At 71.3% G+C, this 15,619-nt stretch carries 14 protein-coding genes and 1 riboswitch; of the genes, 7 read left to right on the top strand and 7 right to left on the bottom strand.

Annotated features, from left to right (window positions below):
* Position 1: 1 nt before the first annotated feature.
* The 3 genes from AB0C99_RS25525 to AB0C99_RS25515 form a co-directional block, all read right to left on the bottom strand.
* Positions 2-868, bottom strand: coding sequence for a carbohydrate ABC transporter permease (locus tag AB0C99_RS25525; protein WP_362479288.1), 867 nt, complete (start codon positions 866-868; stop codon positions 2-4).
* Positions 865-1,854: a sugar ABC transporter permease gene (locus tag AB0C99_RS25520; protein ID WP_362479286.1), complete on the bottom strand. Its 990-nt coding sequence runs from the start codon at positions 1,852-1,854 to the stop codon at positions 865-867. Before AB0C99_RS25520 ends, AB0C99_RS25525 begins: the two co-directional genes overlap by 4 nt.
* Before the next feature lie 74 nt (positions 1,855-1,928).
* Positions 1,929-3,212: an extracellular solute-binding protein gene (locus AB0C99_RS25515; RefSeq protein ID WP_362479283.1), complete on the bottom strand. Its 1,284-nt coding sequence runs from the start codon at positions 3,210-3,212 to the stop codon at positions 1,929-1,931.
* 292 nt (positions 3,213-3,504) lie between these two features.
* On the opposite strand from AB0C99_RS25515, the gene AB0C99_RS25510 reads away from it, so the two are divergent.
* The 7 genes from AB0C99_RS25510 (at position 3,505) to AB0C99_RS25480 (ending at position 11,168) form a co-directional block, all read left to right on the top strand.
* The gene (locus tag AB0C99_RS25510; protein ID WP_362479407.1) at positions 3,505-4,272 is read left to right on the top strand and encodes a GntR family transcriptional regulator; all 768 of its coding nucleotides are present in this window, start codon (positions 3,505-3,507) and stop codon (positions 4,270-4,272) included.
* Between the two features lie 135 nt (positions 4,273-4,407).
* Positions 4,408-4,662, top strand: a complete 255-nt coding sequence (locus AB0C99_RS25505) for a DUF3311 domain-containing protein (protein ID WP_362479280.1) — start codon at positions 4,408-4,410, stop codon at positions 4,660-4,662.
* On the top strand, positions 4,659-6,266 hold the full coding sequence (gene mctP / locus AB0C99_RS25500; RefSeq protein WP_362479277.1) for a monocarboxylate uptake permease MctP: 1,608 nt from the start codon (positions 4,659-4,661) through the stop codon (positions 6,264-6,266). The genes AB0C99_RS25505 and mctP overlap by 4 nt, the downstream gene beginning before the upstream one ends.
* 152 nt (positions 6,267-6,418) lie before the next feature.
* Positions 6,419-6,937: a GNAT family N-acetyltransferase gene (locus AB0C99_RS25495; RefSeq protein WP_362479275.1), complete on the top strand. Its 519-nt coding sequence runs from the start codon at positions 6,419-6,421 to the stop codon at positions 6,935-6,937.
* A gap of 51 nt (positions 6,938-6,988) precedes the next feature.
* Positions 6,989-7,130, top strand: a riboswitch (cobalamin riboswitch).
* A 129-nt stretch (positions 7,131-7,259) separates the two neighbouring features.
* Entirely contained in the window at positions 7,260-9,623 is a 2,364-nt protein-coding gene (locus AB0C99_RS25490) for a ribonucleoside-diphosphate reductase subunit alpha (RefSeq protein ID WP_362479272.1), read from the top strand.
* A complete protein-coding gene (locus AB0C99_RS25485; RefSeq protein WP_362479269.1) occupies positions 9,623-10,639 on the top strand; it encodes a ribonucleotide-diphosphate reductase subunit beta in 1,017 nt (338 codons plus the stop codon). Before AB0C99_RS25490 ends, AB0C99_RS25485 begins: the two co-directional genes overlap by 1 nt.
* A gap of 121 nt (positions 10,640-10,760) precedes the next feature.
* A complete protein-coding gene (locus AB0C99_RS25480; RefSeq protein ID WP_362479266.1) occupies positions 10,761-11,168 on the top strand; it encodes a DUF2809 domain-containing protein in 408 nt (135 codons plus the stop codon).
* Here the strand turns inward: AB0C99_RS25480 and def are convergent.
* The 4 genes from def to AB0C99_RS25460 form a co-directional block, all read right to left on the bottom strand.
* Positions 11,144-11,791: a peptide deformylase gene (gene def / locus AB0C99_RS25475; protein ID WP_362479264.1), complete on the bottom strand. Its 648-nt coding sequence runs from the start codon at positions 11,789-11,791 to the stop codon at positions 11,144-11,146. The genes AB0C99_RS25480 and def overlap by 25 nt on opposite strands.
* A 68-nt stretch (positions 11,792-11,859) precedes the next feature.
* Positions 11,860-12,840, bottom strand: a complete 981-nt coding sequence (locus tag AB0C99_RS25470; protein WP_362479262.1) for a hypothetical protein — start codon at positions 12,838-12,840, stop codon at positions 11,860-11,862.
* Between the two features lie 79 nt (positions 12,841-12,919).
* On the bottom strand, positions 12,920-14,179 hold the full coding sequence (locus AB0C99_RS25465) for a metal-dependent phosphohydrolase (protein WP_362479260.1): 1,260 nt from the start codon (positions 14,177-14,179) through the stop codon (positions 12,920-12,922).
* The gene (locus AB0C99_RS25460) at positions 14,176-15,585 is read right to left on the bottom strand and encodes an HD-GYP domain-containing protein (RefSeq protein WP_362479257.1); all 1,410 of its coding nucleotides are present in this window, start codon (positions 15,583-15,585) and stop codon (positions 14,176-14,178) included. Before AB0C99_RS25460 ends, AB0C99_RS25465 begins: the two co-directional genes overlap by 4 nt.
* Positions 15,586-15,619 lie beyond the last annotated feature (34 nt).

The raw sequence follows: 15,619 nt of genomic DNA, 5'->3' as shown, positions 1-15,619 counted from the left end.
GTCATCCCTTCACGGCGCCGGCCGTCAGGCCAGCGGCCATCTTGCGCTGGACGAGGAGGAAGAGGATCACGATGGGGACGGCCATCATGGTGGAGCCGGCCATCATCGCGGAGTACTCGGTGCCGTTCTTGGTGATGAAGTTGGAGAGCCAGACGGTGGCCGTCTGGTTCTGCTGGCTCATCAGCATCAGGGCGTAGAGGTACTCGTTCCATGCCTGGATGAAGCCGTAGACCGAGGTGGCGACCATGCCGGGGGCGAGCAGCGGGAAGACGACCCGCAGGAACGCGCCGGTGGGGGTGCAGCCGTCGACCTGCGCGGCCTCCTCCAGCTCCTTGGGGATGTTCACGATGAAGCCGCGGAGGGTCCACACCGTGAAGGGGAGGATGAAGGTCAGGTACGTGATGATCAGGCCGCTGATCTTGTCGTACTGGCCCAGGTCGTTGAGCATCAGGAAGACCGGGATGATCATCGCGACCAGCGGGACCATCTGGACCGCGAGGATGCCGACGATGACGACCTTGCGGCCGCGGAAGGCGAAGCGGGAGATCGCGAGGGCGGCGAGCAGGCCGACCACGATGCCGATCACGACCACGATGGACGAGACGAGGAGGCTGCGGGTGACCGGGCCCCAGAAGTCCGCGATGTCCAGCGCACGCTTGAAGTTGTCGAGCGTGAAGGTGGTCGGGAAGAACTTCGGGTTGGGGTCGATGGCGTCCCGGTCGGGCTTGAACGCGGTGTTCAGCATCCAGTAGACGGGGAAGCCGGCGGTGACGAAGACGAGCAGACCGAGCAGGTTCCAGCCGAGCTTCGACTTGCGCGGGCGGCGCGGGGCCGCGCCGACCTTGGCGGTGGCCTTGGCGGTGCTCACTCCACATCTCCGATCTTGAGCATCTGGCGCATGTACACCGCGACGACGCCGAGCAGCAGCAGGACCGTGACGAGCGCGATCGCGGAGCCGGTGCCGTAGTCGTTGACGACGAACGCCCGGTCGAACGAGTACGTGGTGAGGAGCTGGAACTCGGCCTCGGGGTGGCCGTTGCGCATCACGTAGACCTGCGGGAAGACACCCATGTCCCAGATCACCGAGAGCGTCGTCAGCATGACGATGATGGGCTTGAGGATCGGCAGCGTGACGTAGCGGAAGACCTTCCAGGCGCCGGCGCCGTCGAGGCGGGCGGCCTCTTCGAGCTCCTTGGGCACCTGGGTGAGACCGGCGCTGAGGGTGATCACGACGAAGGGGACGGCGCCCCAGACCACCAGGAGCATGATCACGGCGAGGCCCTGGGGGCCGCTGGCGAACCAGTTGTGGCCGATCATGTCGACACCCGGCAGGCGGCTCAGCAGCCAGTTGAGGACGCCGTAGTCGGTGTCGAAGATCCACTTGAAGATGGCGGTGGCGACGATGATCGGCATGCCCCAGCTCGCCACGAGGACGATGTTGATGAGGAGCTTGACCCAGCCGGAGACGCGCTGGAGGAGCAGCGCGATCGCCATGCCGAGGACCATCGTGACGATGACCGCGCCGCCCGCGAAGATCACGGTGCGCAGGACCACGGACCAGAACTCGCTGTCGCCGAGGATCCGGGTGAAGTTGTCCAGGCCGGCCGAGGTGGCCGACTCGAAGCCCCACAGCTGCGGCTGGCCGTAGTTCTGGAACGAGAGCGCGACCAGGCGGATCAGCGGATAGCCGAGCACCAGGACGAGCACGAGCAGACATGGCGCGAGGAGCAGCCATGGGACCCCGGCTCTGCCTATGGACTTCCCGCGCGGGGCGGGGGCACCGGCCGTGGAGCCGGATGGTGGCGATTGCCGCACCGGCGGCACCTTCGCGGTGGTTGTGTCTGCGGCACTCATCCCGTGCTCCTCAGCGATCCCTCTCGTGGTACGGGCGGCAGGGCCCCGCCGTGGCGACGGGGCCCTGCCATAGGTCACTTGGTGTTGATGACCTTGTCGATCGCGGCGTCGGCGTCCTTGGCCGCCTGCTCGACCGACTTCTTGCCGTTGGCGATCTCGATGAGCATCGTCTTGAGGGTCTGGGCCTTCTCGACCTGGCCCCAGCCGGGGGCGGTCGGGACGAACCAGCTCGACTCGGCCGCGGTCGCCGGGACGGCGGTGGCCGGGTCGTTCTTCAGCGGGGCGAGGTCCGCCTTGTTGTTGGGCAGGTTGCCCTTGGCGATCAGGCCCTTCTGGCCCTCGGGGCCGGTGAAGGCGGCGATCCACTCGGCCGCGACGTCCTGCGCCTTGGACTTGACCGGGATGGCCAGGTCCGAGCCGCCGAGGAAGACGGGGAGGTTCTTGCCGGACGGGCCGGGCATCACGAAGTTCTCGAGCTTGTCCTTCAGCCCGCCGACCTTGTCGGACTTCGGGTCGGCGGCGGTGGCGCCCTCCCAGCCGGCGGCGAAGATCGTCGCGGAGTTGCCCTGGCCGAAGACGACGGGACGGTCGGACTCGTCCTTCGTCTTGTCGCCGTGCATGTACTTGTCGACGATGTTCTTGTACTCGGTGAGGCCCTTGACGGACTCGGGCGAGGAGAGGTTCGCCTTCCAGGTCTCGCCGTCCTGCTTGGCGATCGAGCCGCCCGCCTCGTAGACGAAGGACATCGCGGCGTACCAGTCCGGCGACGGCTGGTACCAGGCGCTGAACTTGTCGCCCTTCTTCTTCTGGATGGCGTCGAGCGCGGCGGTCAGCTCGGCCCACGTCTTCGGCGCGGCCTTGACACCGGCCTCGGCGGCGATGTCCTTGCGCCAGGTGCCCACGCGGCCACCGGCGTAGTAGGGGACACCGTAGGTCTTGCCGTTGTAGGTGACCGAGTCCTTCAGCGCGTCGAGCCACTTGTCGGAGTTGTCGAACTTCGACGGGTCGACCGGGGCGAAGGCGCCCTTGGCCATGTAGCTGATCATCTCGGAGTTGCCCATCTCGACAACGTCCGGGGCCTTGTCCGTGGCGAGCACCGCGTCGAGCTTGGTGTTCTTGTCCGGCCAGCCGTAGTACTCGTGCTTGATCTTGATGCCGGGGTGCTTCTTGGTGACCGCGTCATCGGCGGCCTTGACCAGCTCCGGCCAGTTGTTCTGGGCGTCGACCGTCAGCCAGACGGTGAGCTCCTTGGCGTCGCCGCCGGCCTTCGCACCGCCCTTGTCGTCCGAGCCACCACACGCGGCAATGCTGACCATCATGCCCGCGACGCCGATCGCCGCGATGAGCTTGCGCTTCACGCCACCCTCCTCAGGGATGCTGCAACCCCTGCCCACCGCGCGAAGACATACAGACATACGTCGAGTAATGCTCGTGGGGCTGGGACCTGGTCTTTAATGGTGTAGACCAGTACCCGGAGCTTGGCCTAGACCTTTAGGGGTGTCAAGGGTGTATAAGAAGGGCAGTCGCGTCCGTTATCGGACCGACACCTGAGGGAGGGCGACGACCCGTGACCGGTCCGTGCCACCATGTGAGCCGCGACAGACGGAGGAGCCGGTGACGGCAGCAGCACAGGAGTCGGGAAGGCAGGCCATGGCCACGGACGCGGGCAGCACGGAGACTGAGGGCGGGACCGCCGCCACTCGCACCGCGCGCGTGCCCAAGTACTACCGACTGAAGCGGCACTTGCTCGACATGACGGACACCCTGCCGCCCGGCACCCCGGTCCCGCCCGAGCGCACCCTGGCCGCCGAGTTCGACACCTCGCGCACCACCGTGCGCCAGGCCCTCCAGGAACTGGTCGTCGAGGGACGGCTGGAGCGGATCCAGGGCAAGGGCACCTTCGTGGCCAAGCCCAAGGTCTCCCAGGCCCTCCAGCTCACCTCGTACACCGAGGACATGCGCGCGCAGGGCCTGGAGCCCACCTCGCAGCTGCTCGACATCGGGTACGTGACGGCCGACGACACCCTCGCCGGGCTGCTCGACATCACGGCCGGCGGGCGGGTGCTGCGGATCGAGCGGCTGCGCCTGGCGAGCGGCGAGCCGATGGCCATCGAGACCACCCACCTGTCCGCCAAGCGCTTCCCCGCGCTGCGGCGTTCGCTGGTCAAGTACACCTCCCTGTACACGGCGCTGGCCGAGGTCTACGACGTGCACCTGGCCGAGGCCGAGGAGACCATCGAGACCTCGCTGGCCACCCCGCGCGAGGCCGGACTGCTCGGCACGGACGTGGGCCTGCCGATGCTGATGCTCTCCCGGCACTCCCTGGACGCCCAGGGCGAACCGGTCGAATGGGTGCGTTCCGTCTACCGCGGCGACCGCTACAAGTTCGTCGCCCGACTGCAGCGCCCCAACGGCTGAACCGGGCCCGTCCGGTATCGATCTGACGTAGACCTGACAGTCTTGATCCGTTATACGGACAGGGGTTCCTAACAGCGGGACCGTCCCCTAGATTTCCCCGTCTCACGAGGTGATCAGCGAGGGGACGGTTTCGCCATGTCAGAAGCGGCACAAGGGAAACAACCGGTCATCACACCGGTCAGGGTGGTGATCGGGCTCTGCCTGTTCGCGCCGTTCGTCGCGATGCTGTGGGTCGGCTCGTACGCGAAGGTGGAGCCCACCGTCGCCGGCATCCCGTTCTTCTACTGGTACCAGATGCTCTGGGTGGTCGTCTCGACCGCGCTCACCATGATCGCGTACCAGCTCTGGAAGCGTGACCAGCGCGCCCGCAAGGGGGGTGACGCGCGATGAACGACGGCGTGAACGGCGTCGCGCTCGGCGTCTTCGTCTTCTTCTTCCTGGCCGTCACGGTCATGGGCTTCCTGGCCGCCAAGTGGCGCAAGGCCGAGAACGAGAACAGCCTCGACGAATGGGGCCTCGGCGGGCGCTCGTTCGGCACCTGGGTCACCTGGTTCCTGCTCGGCGGCGACCTCTACACCGCGTACACCTTCGTCGCCGTCCCGGCGGCCATCTACGCGGCGGGCGCGGCCGGCTTCTTCGCCGTGCCGTACACGATCCTGGTCTACCCGCTGATCTTCACCTTCCTGCCCCGCCTGTGGTCGGTCTCGCACAAGCACGGCTACGTGACGACCTCCGACTTCGTCCGCGGCCGCTTCGGCTCCAAGGGCCTGTCGCTGGCGGTCGCCGTCACCGGCATCCTCGCCACCATGCCGTACATCGCCCTGCAACTCGTCGGCATCCAGGCCGTCCTGGACGTGATGGGCGTCGGCGGCGGCGAGGACACCCACTGGTTCGTCAAGGACCTGCCGCTGCTCATCGCCTTCGGCGTGCTCGCGGCCTACACGTACTCCTCCGGGCTGCGCGCCCCGGCGCTCATCGCCTTCGTCAAGGACACCCTGATCTACCTCGTCATCGCGGTGGCGATCATCTACATCCCGATCAAGCTGGGCGGCTTCGACGAGATCTTCGCCTCGGCCGACGCCAAGTTCACCGCCGCCAAGGCCGGCGGGCTCGTACCGGCCGAGGCCGGCCAGTGGACGTACGCGACCCTCGCGCTCGGCTCGGCGCTGGCGCTCTTCATGTACCCGCACTCCATCACGGCGACCCTGTCGTCCCGGAGCCGCGAGGTGATCCGCCGCAACACCACGATCCTGCCGCTGTACTCGCTGATGCTGGGCCTGCTCGCGCTGCTCGGCTTCATGGCCATCGCCGCCGGGGTCAAGGTCAGCAACGGGCAGCTCGCCATCCCGCAGCTCTTCGAGGACATGTTCCCGGCCTGGTTCGCCGGGGTGGCCTTCGCGGCCATCGGCATCGGCGCCCTGGTCCCGGCCGCGATCATGTCGATCGCCGCGGCCAACCTGTTCACCCGGAACATCTACAAGGACTTCCTCAAGCCGGACGCGACCCCCGAGCAGGAGACCAAGATCTCCAAGCTGGTCTCGCTGCTGGTGAAGGTCGGCGCGCTGGTCTTCGTCCTCACCATGGACAAGACCGTCGCCATCAACTTCCAGCTCCTCGGCGGCATCTGGATCCTGCAGACCTTCCCCGCCCTCGTCGGCGGCCTGTTCACCCGCTGGTTCCACCGCTGGGCGCTGCTCGCCGGCTGGGCTGTCGGCATGGTCTACGGCACGATCGCCGCGTACAACGTGAGCACGCCCAAGCAGGCGCACTTCGGCGGCTCCTCGGCCGCGATCCCCGGCATCGGCGAGATCGGCTACATCGGCCTCACCGCCTTCGTGCTCAACCTGGTCGTCACCGTGGTCCTCACCTTCGTCCTGAAGGCGCTCAAGGCGCCCGACGGCGTCGACGAGACCGCGCCCGGCGACTACACGGCGGACGCCGGCGACAAGGGCGTCGCCACCGAGCTCCCGAAGGTCGGCACCGCCGGGCACTGAGCCCCGCCGACCGCCCCGCGCGCCCCGCGCTCCGCCCGCCCCGGGACACCCGGCGGCGGGCGGAGCCGTGCCCGGGGGTCCCCGAGGCGGTCGGAGCCGTGCCGGGGGTCCCGGCGGCGGCCGGAGCCGCGCCCCGGGGCAGACTCCCTGGCATGGACTTCACGATCAGGGCGGTACGGCCCGAGGAGTACGAGGCGCTCGGCGAGGTCACCGCGCGGGCCTACCTCGACGACGGCTTCCTCACGTTCGGCGAGGACGACGACTATCTGCACCGGCTGCGGGACACCGCCCGGCGGGACGCCGAGGCCGAGGTGCTGGTGGCCGTCGACGCGGCGGCCGACGCGGCCGGGGCCGTCCTCGGCGGCGTGACCTTCGCGCTCGGCGGCGAGGAGTGGGCCGACATCGCGGGCCCCGGCGAGGCCGAGTTCCGGATGCTGGCCGTCGCGCACGCGGCGCGCGGCCGGGGCGTCGGGGAGGCCCTCGTGCGGGCCTGCGTGGACCGGGCGCGGGCCGCCGAGGGGTGCGCCCGGATCGTGCTGTCCACCCAGCGGAGCATGACCACCGCCCACCGGATCTATGAGCGACTGGGCTTCGTCCGCTCCCCCGAACGCGACTGGAAGCCGGTTCCGGGCCTGGACTTCACCCTGTTCACCTACGTTCTGGAGCTCTGACCGCCGCCGGACAGGCTCCAGGCCGACACAACATGTGGGGGGTGCCGCGAGCGGTGCCCCCCACATGTATGCTCGTCCTCGCTGTCGCCGCAGGGGAATCCGGTGGAAATCCGGAACTGTCCCGCAACGGTGTGTTTTGTGCGCGTTCGCGCCAAGGTGAGTCCGAGGACCTGCCGACAGCGCACCCGGTCCGTCCGTTCCGGGTGCCGACAGACGTCCGGGCCTCGCGGAGTGGGCCGGTGGACGCGGCGCAGCCGTGCGTACGGCCGTCCCGTTCCCGCCCCCCGCCCTGGCACCGAGCCGAGCGAGGGAGAGCCCCCACGTGACCATCGCGCCCGCCGATCCGGCCGCAGCGATCGAGACCGACGGCCCCGGCACCGTGCTGCTGCGGACCCTGACCGATCTCACCGCCGACCTCCCGGACACCGACCCCGGCAAGGTCGCCGCCGCCGCCCTGCGCGGCCGCAGCGCCTCCTCGGACGAGGCGGAGCTGCGCGAACTGGCCACCGAGGCCGCCGCCGGACTGATCGCCGAGGACCCGGCGTACTCCCGGCTCGCCGCCCGGCTGCTCACCCTCACCATCGCCGACGAGGCCGCGGGCCAGGGCGCCGTCGCCTTCTCGGCCTCCGTCGCCGTCGGGCACCGCGAGGGCCTGATCGCCGACCGCACGGCCGCGTTCGTCGCCGCGCACGCCGGCTACCTCGACGCCCTGATCGACCCGGCGGGCGACGACCGCTTCGGCTACTTCGGCCTGCGCACCCTGTACTCCCGCTACCTGCTGCGCCACCCGATCACCCGCCAGGTCATCGAGACCCCGCAGCACTTCATGCTGCGCGTGGCGAGCGGCCTCGCCGAGGACGACAGCGACCGCGCCGTGGACGAGGTGGCGGCGCTGTACGGGCTGATGAGCCGGCTCGACTACCTGCCCTCCTCCCCCACCCTCTTCAACTCCGGCACCCGCCACCCGCAGATGTCCTCCTGCTACCTGCTGGACTCCCCGCAGGACGAGCTGGACTCCATCTACGACCGCTACCACCAGGTCGCGCGGCTGTCGAAGCACGCGGGCGGCATCGGCCTCTCGTACTCCCGCATCCGCGCCCGCGGCTCGCTGATCCGCGGCACCAACGGGCACTCCAACGGCATCGTGCCGTTCCTGAAGACGCTGGACGCCTCCGTCGCCGCCGTCAACCAGGGCGGGCGCCGCAAGGGTGCCGCCGCCGTCTACCTGGAGACCTGGCACGCGGACATCGAGGAGTTCCTGGAGCTCCGCGACAACACCGGCGAGGACGCCCGCCGCACCCACAACCTGAACCTGGCGCACTGGATCCCGGACGAGTTCATGCGCCGGGTCAACGCGGACGCCCCCTGGTCGCTGTTCTCCCCCGCCGACGTGCCCGAGCTGGTCGACCTGTACGGCGAGGAGTTCGACGCGGCGTACCGCGAGGCCGAGGCGGCGGGCCTGGCCAAGAAGACGATGCCGGCCCGGGACCTGTACGGCCGGATGATGCGCACCCTCGCGCAGACCGGCAACGGCTGGATGACCTTCAAGGACGCCTCCAACCGCACCGCGAACCAGACCGCCGAGCCCGGCTCCGTCGTCCACTCCTCGAACCTCTGCACCGAGATCATCGAGGTCACCGACGACGGCGAGACGGCCGTCTGCAACCTCGGCTCGGTCAACCTGGGCGCCTTCGTGGCCGGCGGCGGCATCGACTGGGAGCGCCTCGACGAGACCGTGCGCACCGCGGTCACGTTCCTCGACCGGGTCGTCGACATCAACTTCTACCCGACCGAGCAGGCGGGCCGCTCCAACGCCCGCTGGCGCCCGGTGGGCCTGGGCGCGATGGGCCTCCAGGACGTCTTCTTCAAGCTGCGGATGCCCTTCGACTCGCCCGAGGCCCGCGCGCTGTCCACCCGGATCGCCGAGCGGATCATGCTGGCCGCGTACGAGGCGTCCGCCGACCTCGCCGAGCGCAACGGGCCGCTGCCCGCCTGGGACAAGACCCGCACCGCGCGCGGCGTGCTGCACCCGGACCACTTCGATGTCCAGCTGAACTGGCCGGAGCGCTGGGCCGCGCTGCGCGAGCGGATCGCCGCCGTCGGGATGCGCAACAGCCTGCTGCTGGCCATCGCGCCGACGGCGACGATCGCCTCGATCGCCGGTGTCTACGAGTGCATCGAGCCGCAGGTCTCCAACCTGTTCAAGCGCGAGACGCTGTCCGGCGAGTTCCTCCAGGTCAACTCGTACCTGGTGGACGAGCTGAAGGCGCTGGGCGTGTGGGACCCGCAGACCCGCGAGGCGCTGCGCGAGGCCAACGGCTCGATCGCCGGCTTCGGCTGGGTGCCGGCCGAGGTGCGCGAGCTGTACCGCACGGCGTGGGAGATCCCGCAGCGCGGCCTGATCGACATGGCCGCCGCCCGCACGCCGTTCCTGGACCAGGCGCAGTCGCTGAACCTGTTCATGGAGACGCCGACCATCGGCAAGCTGTCGTCGATGTACGCGTACGCCTGGAAGCAGGGCCTGAAGACCACGTACTACCTGCGCTCGCGCCCGGCGACCCGGATCGCCCGCGCCGCCCAGGCGTCCGCCGCGACCGCCGCCCCCATCCCCGTCCAGCAGGCCGCCGACCCCGACGCGGTCGCCTGCTCCCTTGAGAACCCCGAGTCCTGCGAGGCATGCCAGTAATGAGCACCACCGAGAACAAGAACCTCCTGGACCCGGGCTTCGAGCTGACCCTCCGTCCGATGCGCTACCCGGACTTCTACGAGCGCTACCGCGACGCGATCAAGAACACCTGGACCGTGGAGGAGGTCGACCTCCACTCGGACGTCGCCGACCTCGCCAAACTCACCCCCGGTGAGCAGCACATGATCGGCCGGCTGGTCGCGTTCTTCGCGACGGGCGACTCGATCGTCTCGAACAACCTGGTCCTGACCCTCTACAAGCACATCAACTCCCCCGAGGCGCGCCTGTACCTCTCGCGCCAGCTCTTCGAGGAGGCCGTGCACGTCCAGTTCTACCTGACGCTCCTGGACACGTACCTCCCCGACCCGGACGACCGGGCGGCGGCGTTCGACGCGGTCGAGGAGATCCCCTCCATCCGCGAGAAGGCGCAGTTCTGCTTCAAGTGGATGGACTCGGTCGAGAAGATCGAGAAGCTGGAGACGGCCGCCGACCGCCGCCGCTTCCTCCTCAACCTGATCTGCTTCGCCGCGTGCATCGAGGGCCTGTTCTTCTACGGCGCCTTCGCGTACGTGTACTGGTTCCGGTCCCGCGGCCTGCTGCACGGCCTGGCGACCGGCACCAACTGGGTGTTCCGCGACGAGACGATGCACATGAACTTCGCCTTCGAGGTCGTGGACACCGTCCGCAAGGAGGAGCCCGAGCTCTTCGACGACGCGCTCCAGCAGCAGGTCACCGACATGCTGCGCGAGGCCGTCGAGGCGGAGCTCCAGTTCGGCCGCGACCTGTGCGGCGACGGCCTGCCGGGCATGAACACCGAGTCGATGCGCGAGTACCTCCAGTGCGTCGCCGACCAGCGCCTGGTCCGCCTGGGCTTCGCCCCGGTGTACGGCTCGGAGAACCCGTTCGCGTTCATGGAACTCCAGGGCGTCCAGGAGCTCACCAACTTCTTCGAACGCCGCCCGTCCGCTTACCAGGTGGCGGTGGAGGGGTCGGTGGACCTGGACGAGGACTTCTAGTCCGGTCCTCGGGATACGGAGAGGGGCCCCGCACTCGACGAGTGCGGGGCCCCTCTCCGTACGACGGCCAAGACCGGCCGTCTGATCACCGCCCGCCCCCTCGACGCGTAGGCTCCCCCGCATGGGTGATCTCGGGCGGACGCGGATACTGGCCGGGGCCGCGGCCCTGGTGGCGGTCGGGGCGGGGCTGGGGGTCCGGGCCCTGGGGGGCGGTGACGTCGGCAAGTACGCGGGGGACGCGCTCTACACCGTGCTGGTCGTGGCGCTCGTGGTGCTGGTCGTGCCCCGGGTGCGGCCGGTGGTGGCGGCGGGGGTCGGGCTCGGGTTCAGCTGGGGGGTCGAGTTCTTTCAGCTGACCGGGGGGCCGGCCGCCATGGCCGCGCACAGCGGCCTGGCGCGGCTGGTGTTCGGGACGACGTTCAACGCGCCGGATCTCTTCTGGTACGCGGTCGGCGCGGTGGCCGGCTGGGCCGGGCACCGCGCCGTGCGTGCGAAGGGGCGGGGTCAGTCGTTGGCGACGACCGGGTAGCGCGGAGTGCCCTCTTCCATCTGGCGCAGGGCGTCCTTGCGGTCGCGCTTGGAGAGGCGGTCGATGTACAGGTACCCGTACAGGTGGTCCGTCTCGTGCTGGATGCAGCGGGCGAAGTAGCCGGTGCCCCGCAGCTTGATCGGGTTGCCCTTCTCGTCCTGGCCGGTGACCTCGGCGTAGTCCGGGCGGGCCAGCTCCGCGTACGCGGTCGGCACCGAGAGGCAGCCCTCGTTGGACTCGTCCAGGACGCGGCGGTCGGCCGGCAGCTCCTGGAGGACCGGGTTGCAGACGACGCCCACGTGGCGGGTGCCCTCGTCGTCCATGCAGTCGTAGACGAAGACCTTCAGGTCCACGCCGATCTGGTTGGCGGCGAGGCCGACGCCCTGGGCGGTGCGCTGGCTGGCGAACATGTCGTCGACCAGCCTCGCCAGCTCGTCGTCGAACGCCGTGACGTCCTTGCACTCCTTGTGGAGCACGGGGTTGCCGACCACGGTGATCGGGCGGGAGGTGCCGCGCTCGCGGTACGCGGTCTCGCGCTCCTCGGTGTCCTCCGTGTCGATGACGTAGCCCTCGTCGTCGACGGGGAGCACGCCGTTCCCGCCCTGCTCTGTGTCCTGAGCCATGTCCGCCGTACGCCTTCCTCAAAACCCTGTGATGTCGGCGTACAGCCTACGGGCCCCGGACACCCCGCTCAGCAGACCTCTTCGAGATCGCGCCACTCGCGGCTGTCCGGGCTGTCCGCGACCCAGCCGTCGAGCAGCCCGCGGACCAGGCCCGCGGGGGCCGCGATGCCGCACTCGCGCTCCGGCACCCACAGCTCGCCGGGCGAGCGGTGGCCGAGCGGCCCGGGGTGGCCCGGCTCGCTGTGGTCGTGCGGGTCCAGGTGCTCGCCCTCGCCCTCGGCGCTGGGCATGGTCGACTCGGAGCAGGCCCGGCACAGCAGCCGGACGGAGGAGGACCAGTCCTCGGCGGCGAAGCCCGCCTCGGCGGCGAGGTGTTCCAGCGCGTCCCGGTCGGCCTCGGTGGCGGCCTCCAGGAGGACCACCCAGGTCGGCACCGGGGAGGGCGCCCACAGCTCGATCTCGTCGAAGACGGGGTACGCGGGGCCCGCGCTGGTGGTCCGCTCGCCGTTCGGCACGCCGTCGTGCAGCACGACCTCGCCCCAGCGGCGGCCGGAGGACGGCAGCGGGATGGACAGCACCTCGATCCGGGCCGGGTCGAGCCGCCGGCCCCACACGACCTCGGCCTCGCCCTCCGGGGAGAGCCGCACGGCCGCGCTGCCCAGCTCCATGCCGGCCGGCTCGCCGGTGCCCGCGGCGGCGCCGGGGACCTTCAGCCCGTACGCCTGCCAGGCGCGGCGGGCCAGCGGCCAGTCCTGGAGCGCGGTGGCGGCGATGCCGACGTTCCACCAGTCGGGGGCGCCGGTCTCCTTGTCGAGCAGGGCGACCGCGCGCAGCCCGGCGGTCCTGGCCTGCTCCCAGTCGTGCCGGAACTTGTGCAGCAGGGCCAGGTTGAACCAGGACTCGGAGAGCCAGGGCTCCAGGTCCGCCGCACGCGTCAGCAGCGCGCCCGCGTCCTCGTACCGGCCGTCGCCGATCAGCGTGAACGCGCGGTCGGTGGCCTGCCGCCACGAGGCGGAGGGCCGATGCCGTACCTTCCCGAAGATCCTCACGATTCCCGCCTGCCGGTCGCTTCACCCTCTTGTTCGCATCCAACCATGCCCGGTCGGACGCGCGCTCATTACCCATGGGTTACCCCGGGGGGACCGGAGCGACGCCCCTGGTGGCGCCGCCCCTGGCGAGCACCCGGGCCAGGGATTCCACGACGTCGGGGTGGTAGTCCCGGGCGGTGCCGAGGCGCAGCCGCTCCAAGGCGCCCAGGCCGCCGCCGGGGGTGGTGGCGGCGAGGTCGTCGTAGGCGTTCACGGTGCGCACGATCCGGGCGGTGAGCGGCTGGTCACGGTACGGGTCGGCCTGCCGCTCCACGACGACGGCGACGGCCGCGGCGACCCCGGTCTGGCGGACCACGGCCCCGCCGAGCAGGGCGATCCTGCGCTGTTCCGGGGCCGGGAGGAGGGCGGTGGCGCCGCACTCGACGGGGTCGACCAGGGAGAGCTGTCCGATGTCGTGCATGAGCGCCGCGTATTCGAGGACGGTCAGCTCGGCGCCGGACAGGCCCAGCTCGCGGCCGACGGCCCGGCTGAGGTCGGCGACCCGGCGGGCGTGGCCCGGCGGGGTGCAGCCGGCGATCTCGGTGGCGCGGGCGAGGGAGGCGATGGTCTGCCGGTTGACCGTGCGCACGGCCGCGTACCGCCGGTAGGAGACCTGGGTGAGCAGCAGCGGCACGGCGAAGACGGGGAGCGCCCAGAGCCCGGCGACGGCGACGCCGAGGGCCATGACGGTGCCGGTGGCGCAGACGGCGGAGCCGATGCCGGGCAGCGCCCGGAGCTGTTCGCGCAGCAGCGGGCCGTAGGGGTGGCCGGTGCGGGCGCGGTGCAGCAGGGCGGCGAGGACGGCGTCGCAGAGCGCGGTGAGGAGCAGCAGCAGGAGCAGGAAGAGGGCGTACGAGGGGCCGTGGCCGAGGCGGGCGGTGAGGGTGCCCGCGTTGAAGAGCGGCTGGAAGCACAGGGCGGCGAAGCCGACGGTGAGGACCCGGCGGGCGAGCTGGTCGGCGCCGGGGCCGTGGCCGCGGGCCACGTGCGGGACGATCCCGGCGAGGGCGCCCGCGACGGCGACGGCAAGGGTCTGCGGGGCGCCGTGGGCGCTGCTGTGGCCGGCGTTCTCGCCGAGCAGGGCGTACGCGAGGGAGCCGGCGGCGGCGAGCGGGGCGGGTTCGCGCTCGCCGGGTCCGGCGCCCCAGCGGGCGAGCTCGCCGAGGGCGATGAGGGCGCCGAAGGCGAGGGCGGTGCCGGGTTCGGCGAGGCCGTGCCAGAGGGTGGCGGCGATCCCGGCGAGGGCCGCCAGCAGGGCGAGGGCGTGCACGGCGCCGACGGTGGCGCGCCCGGCGCTCACGCGTGCTCCTCGGCGGTCCGGTTGCGGGTCCCGGCCGGGGCCCCGGCGGGGGGCGGGGTGCGCGGGGCGGGCAGCGGGCCGGGCGGCGGGCCGGCGGTCTCGTCGGCGGTGACCTCGCTCTGCCAGCCCTCGCGGGCCAGCGCCCGGCCGAGGGCGTCCACCATCCGCGGGTCGAACTGGGTGCCCGCGCACCGCGCCAGCTCGGCCAGGGCGGTCCCGACGGGCCGGGCGCGGCTGTAGGAGCGGGTGGAGGTCATGGCGTCGAAGGCGTCGGCGACGGCGACCACCCGGGCGTACTCGGGGATCTGGCGGCCCTTCAGCCCGTACGGGTAGCCGCTACCGTCCATGCGTTCGTGGTGGTGGAGGATCGCGGTGCGGGCCTCGCCGAGGAAGCCGATGCCGCGGACCATCTCGTGCCCGTACTCGGGGTGGAGCTCGATGATCCGGCGCTCCTCGGGGGTGAGCGGGCCGTCCTTGCGGAGCACCCGGGTGGGGACGCCGAGTTTGCCGACGTCGTGGAGGATGCCGGCGAAGCGGACGACCTCCAGGCGCTCCTCGGCCATGCCGAGCTCCCGGGCGATCAGGACGGAGGCGCGGCCGACGCGTTCGCTGTGGCCGCGGGTGTAGCGGTCCTTGAGGTCGACGGCCTGGACGAGGGCCCGGATGGTGGCCTGGTGGGCGGCGCGCTCGCGGTGGTACTGCGCGAAGACCCAGCAGGAGATGTACATGGGCAGCAGCACGAAGAGGGCGGCGACCGGCCCGTACGGGCTGCGCCACAGGACGCCCATCATGAGTCCGGCGAGGCCGTGCACGGCGTGCGGGGCGAGGGAGCGGCCGAGCAGTCCGCGCCAGGCGGCCTTGGGCGGGAGCTGTTCGACGGTGGCGCGGATGCCGCCGTCGAGGGCGGTGAGCGCGAGGCAGAGGGCGAGCGCGGCGGCGCTCGCGGGGAGCAGCGCGTACGGGAAGTCGGGGGTGTCGGGACCGAGTCCGAGGGCGGCGCGGCAGTGGAAGAGCCGGGCGGCGTGGGCGGCGGCCCAGACGCCGAGGGCGAGCCGGGCGGCCCGCCAGACGCGGCGGGGCCCGCCGGGTGGCCGGTCCACCCGGGCGAGCAGGGCGCCGGGCAGGGCGGCGAGCGCGGCGGCGGAGGGCGGCAGGAGCAGCGCGGCGGCGATGAGGACCGGGAAGAAGGAGCCGGCGGTGAGCGGGAGGGGGTTCAGGTCCCGGCCGGTGAGCGGGCAGCGGGCGGGCAGCTCGCAGAGCGCGTAGAGGACGGCGAGGAGCAGGACGGTCCGCCAGGGGGTGGCGGCGCCGGCGCGTAACGCGGGCAGGACCGCCGCGGTGGCGGCGAGCAGGGCGCAGCCGATGTACACGCGTGCCGTTCGCGGAATGACCTCGACGCCCATCATCCCCGCCACGCTAGCGATTCGGCGGGCCGGGAAC

The organism is Streptomyces sp. NPDC048659, from assembly GCF_040650575.1.
GTDB lineage: Bacteria > Actinomycetota > Actinomycetes > Streptomycetales > Streptomycetaceae > Streptomyces.
The sequence above is the reverse complement of the archived record's forward strand: the minus strand, read 5'-3'. Positions and strand labels throughout refer to the sequence as shown.

Coding starts and splice junctions, on each gene's coding strand:
- AB0C99_RS25520 (WP_362479286.1), bottom strand. CDS start 1,854: ATGAGTGCCGCAGACACAACCACCGCGAAGGTGCCGCCGGTGCGGCAA.
- AB0C99_RS25510 (WP_362479407.1), top strand. CDS start 3,505: ATGGCCACGGACGCGGGCAGCACGGAGACTGAGGGCGGGACCGCCGCC.
- AB0C99_RS25505 (WP_362479280.1), top strand. CDS start 4,408: ATGTCAGAAGCGGCACAAGGGAAACAACCGGTCATCACACCGGTCAGG.
- mctP (WP_362479277.1), top strand. CDS start 4,659: ATGAACGACGGCGTGAACGGCGTCGCGCTCGGCGTCTTCGTCTTCTTC.
- AB0C99_RS25495 (WP_362479275.1), top strand. CDS start 6,419: ATGGACTTCACGATCAGGGCGGTACGGCCCGAGGAGTACGAGGCGCTC.
- AB0C99_RS25485 (WP_362479269.1), top strand. CDS start 9,623: ATGAGCACCACCGAGAACAAGAACCTCCTGGACCCGGGCTTCGAGCTG.
- AB0C99_RS25480 (WP_362479266.1), top strand. CDS start 10,761: ATGGGTGATCTCGGGCGGACGCGGATACTGGCCGGGGCCGCGGCCCTG.
- def (WP_362479264.1), bottom strand. CDS start 11,791: ATGGCTCAGGACACAGAGCAGGGCGGGAACGGCGTGCTCCCCGTCGAC.
- AB0C99_RS25460 (WP_362479257.1), bottom strand. CDS start 15,585: ATGATGGGCGTCGAGGTCATTCCGCGAACGGCACGCGTGTACATCGGC.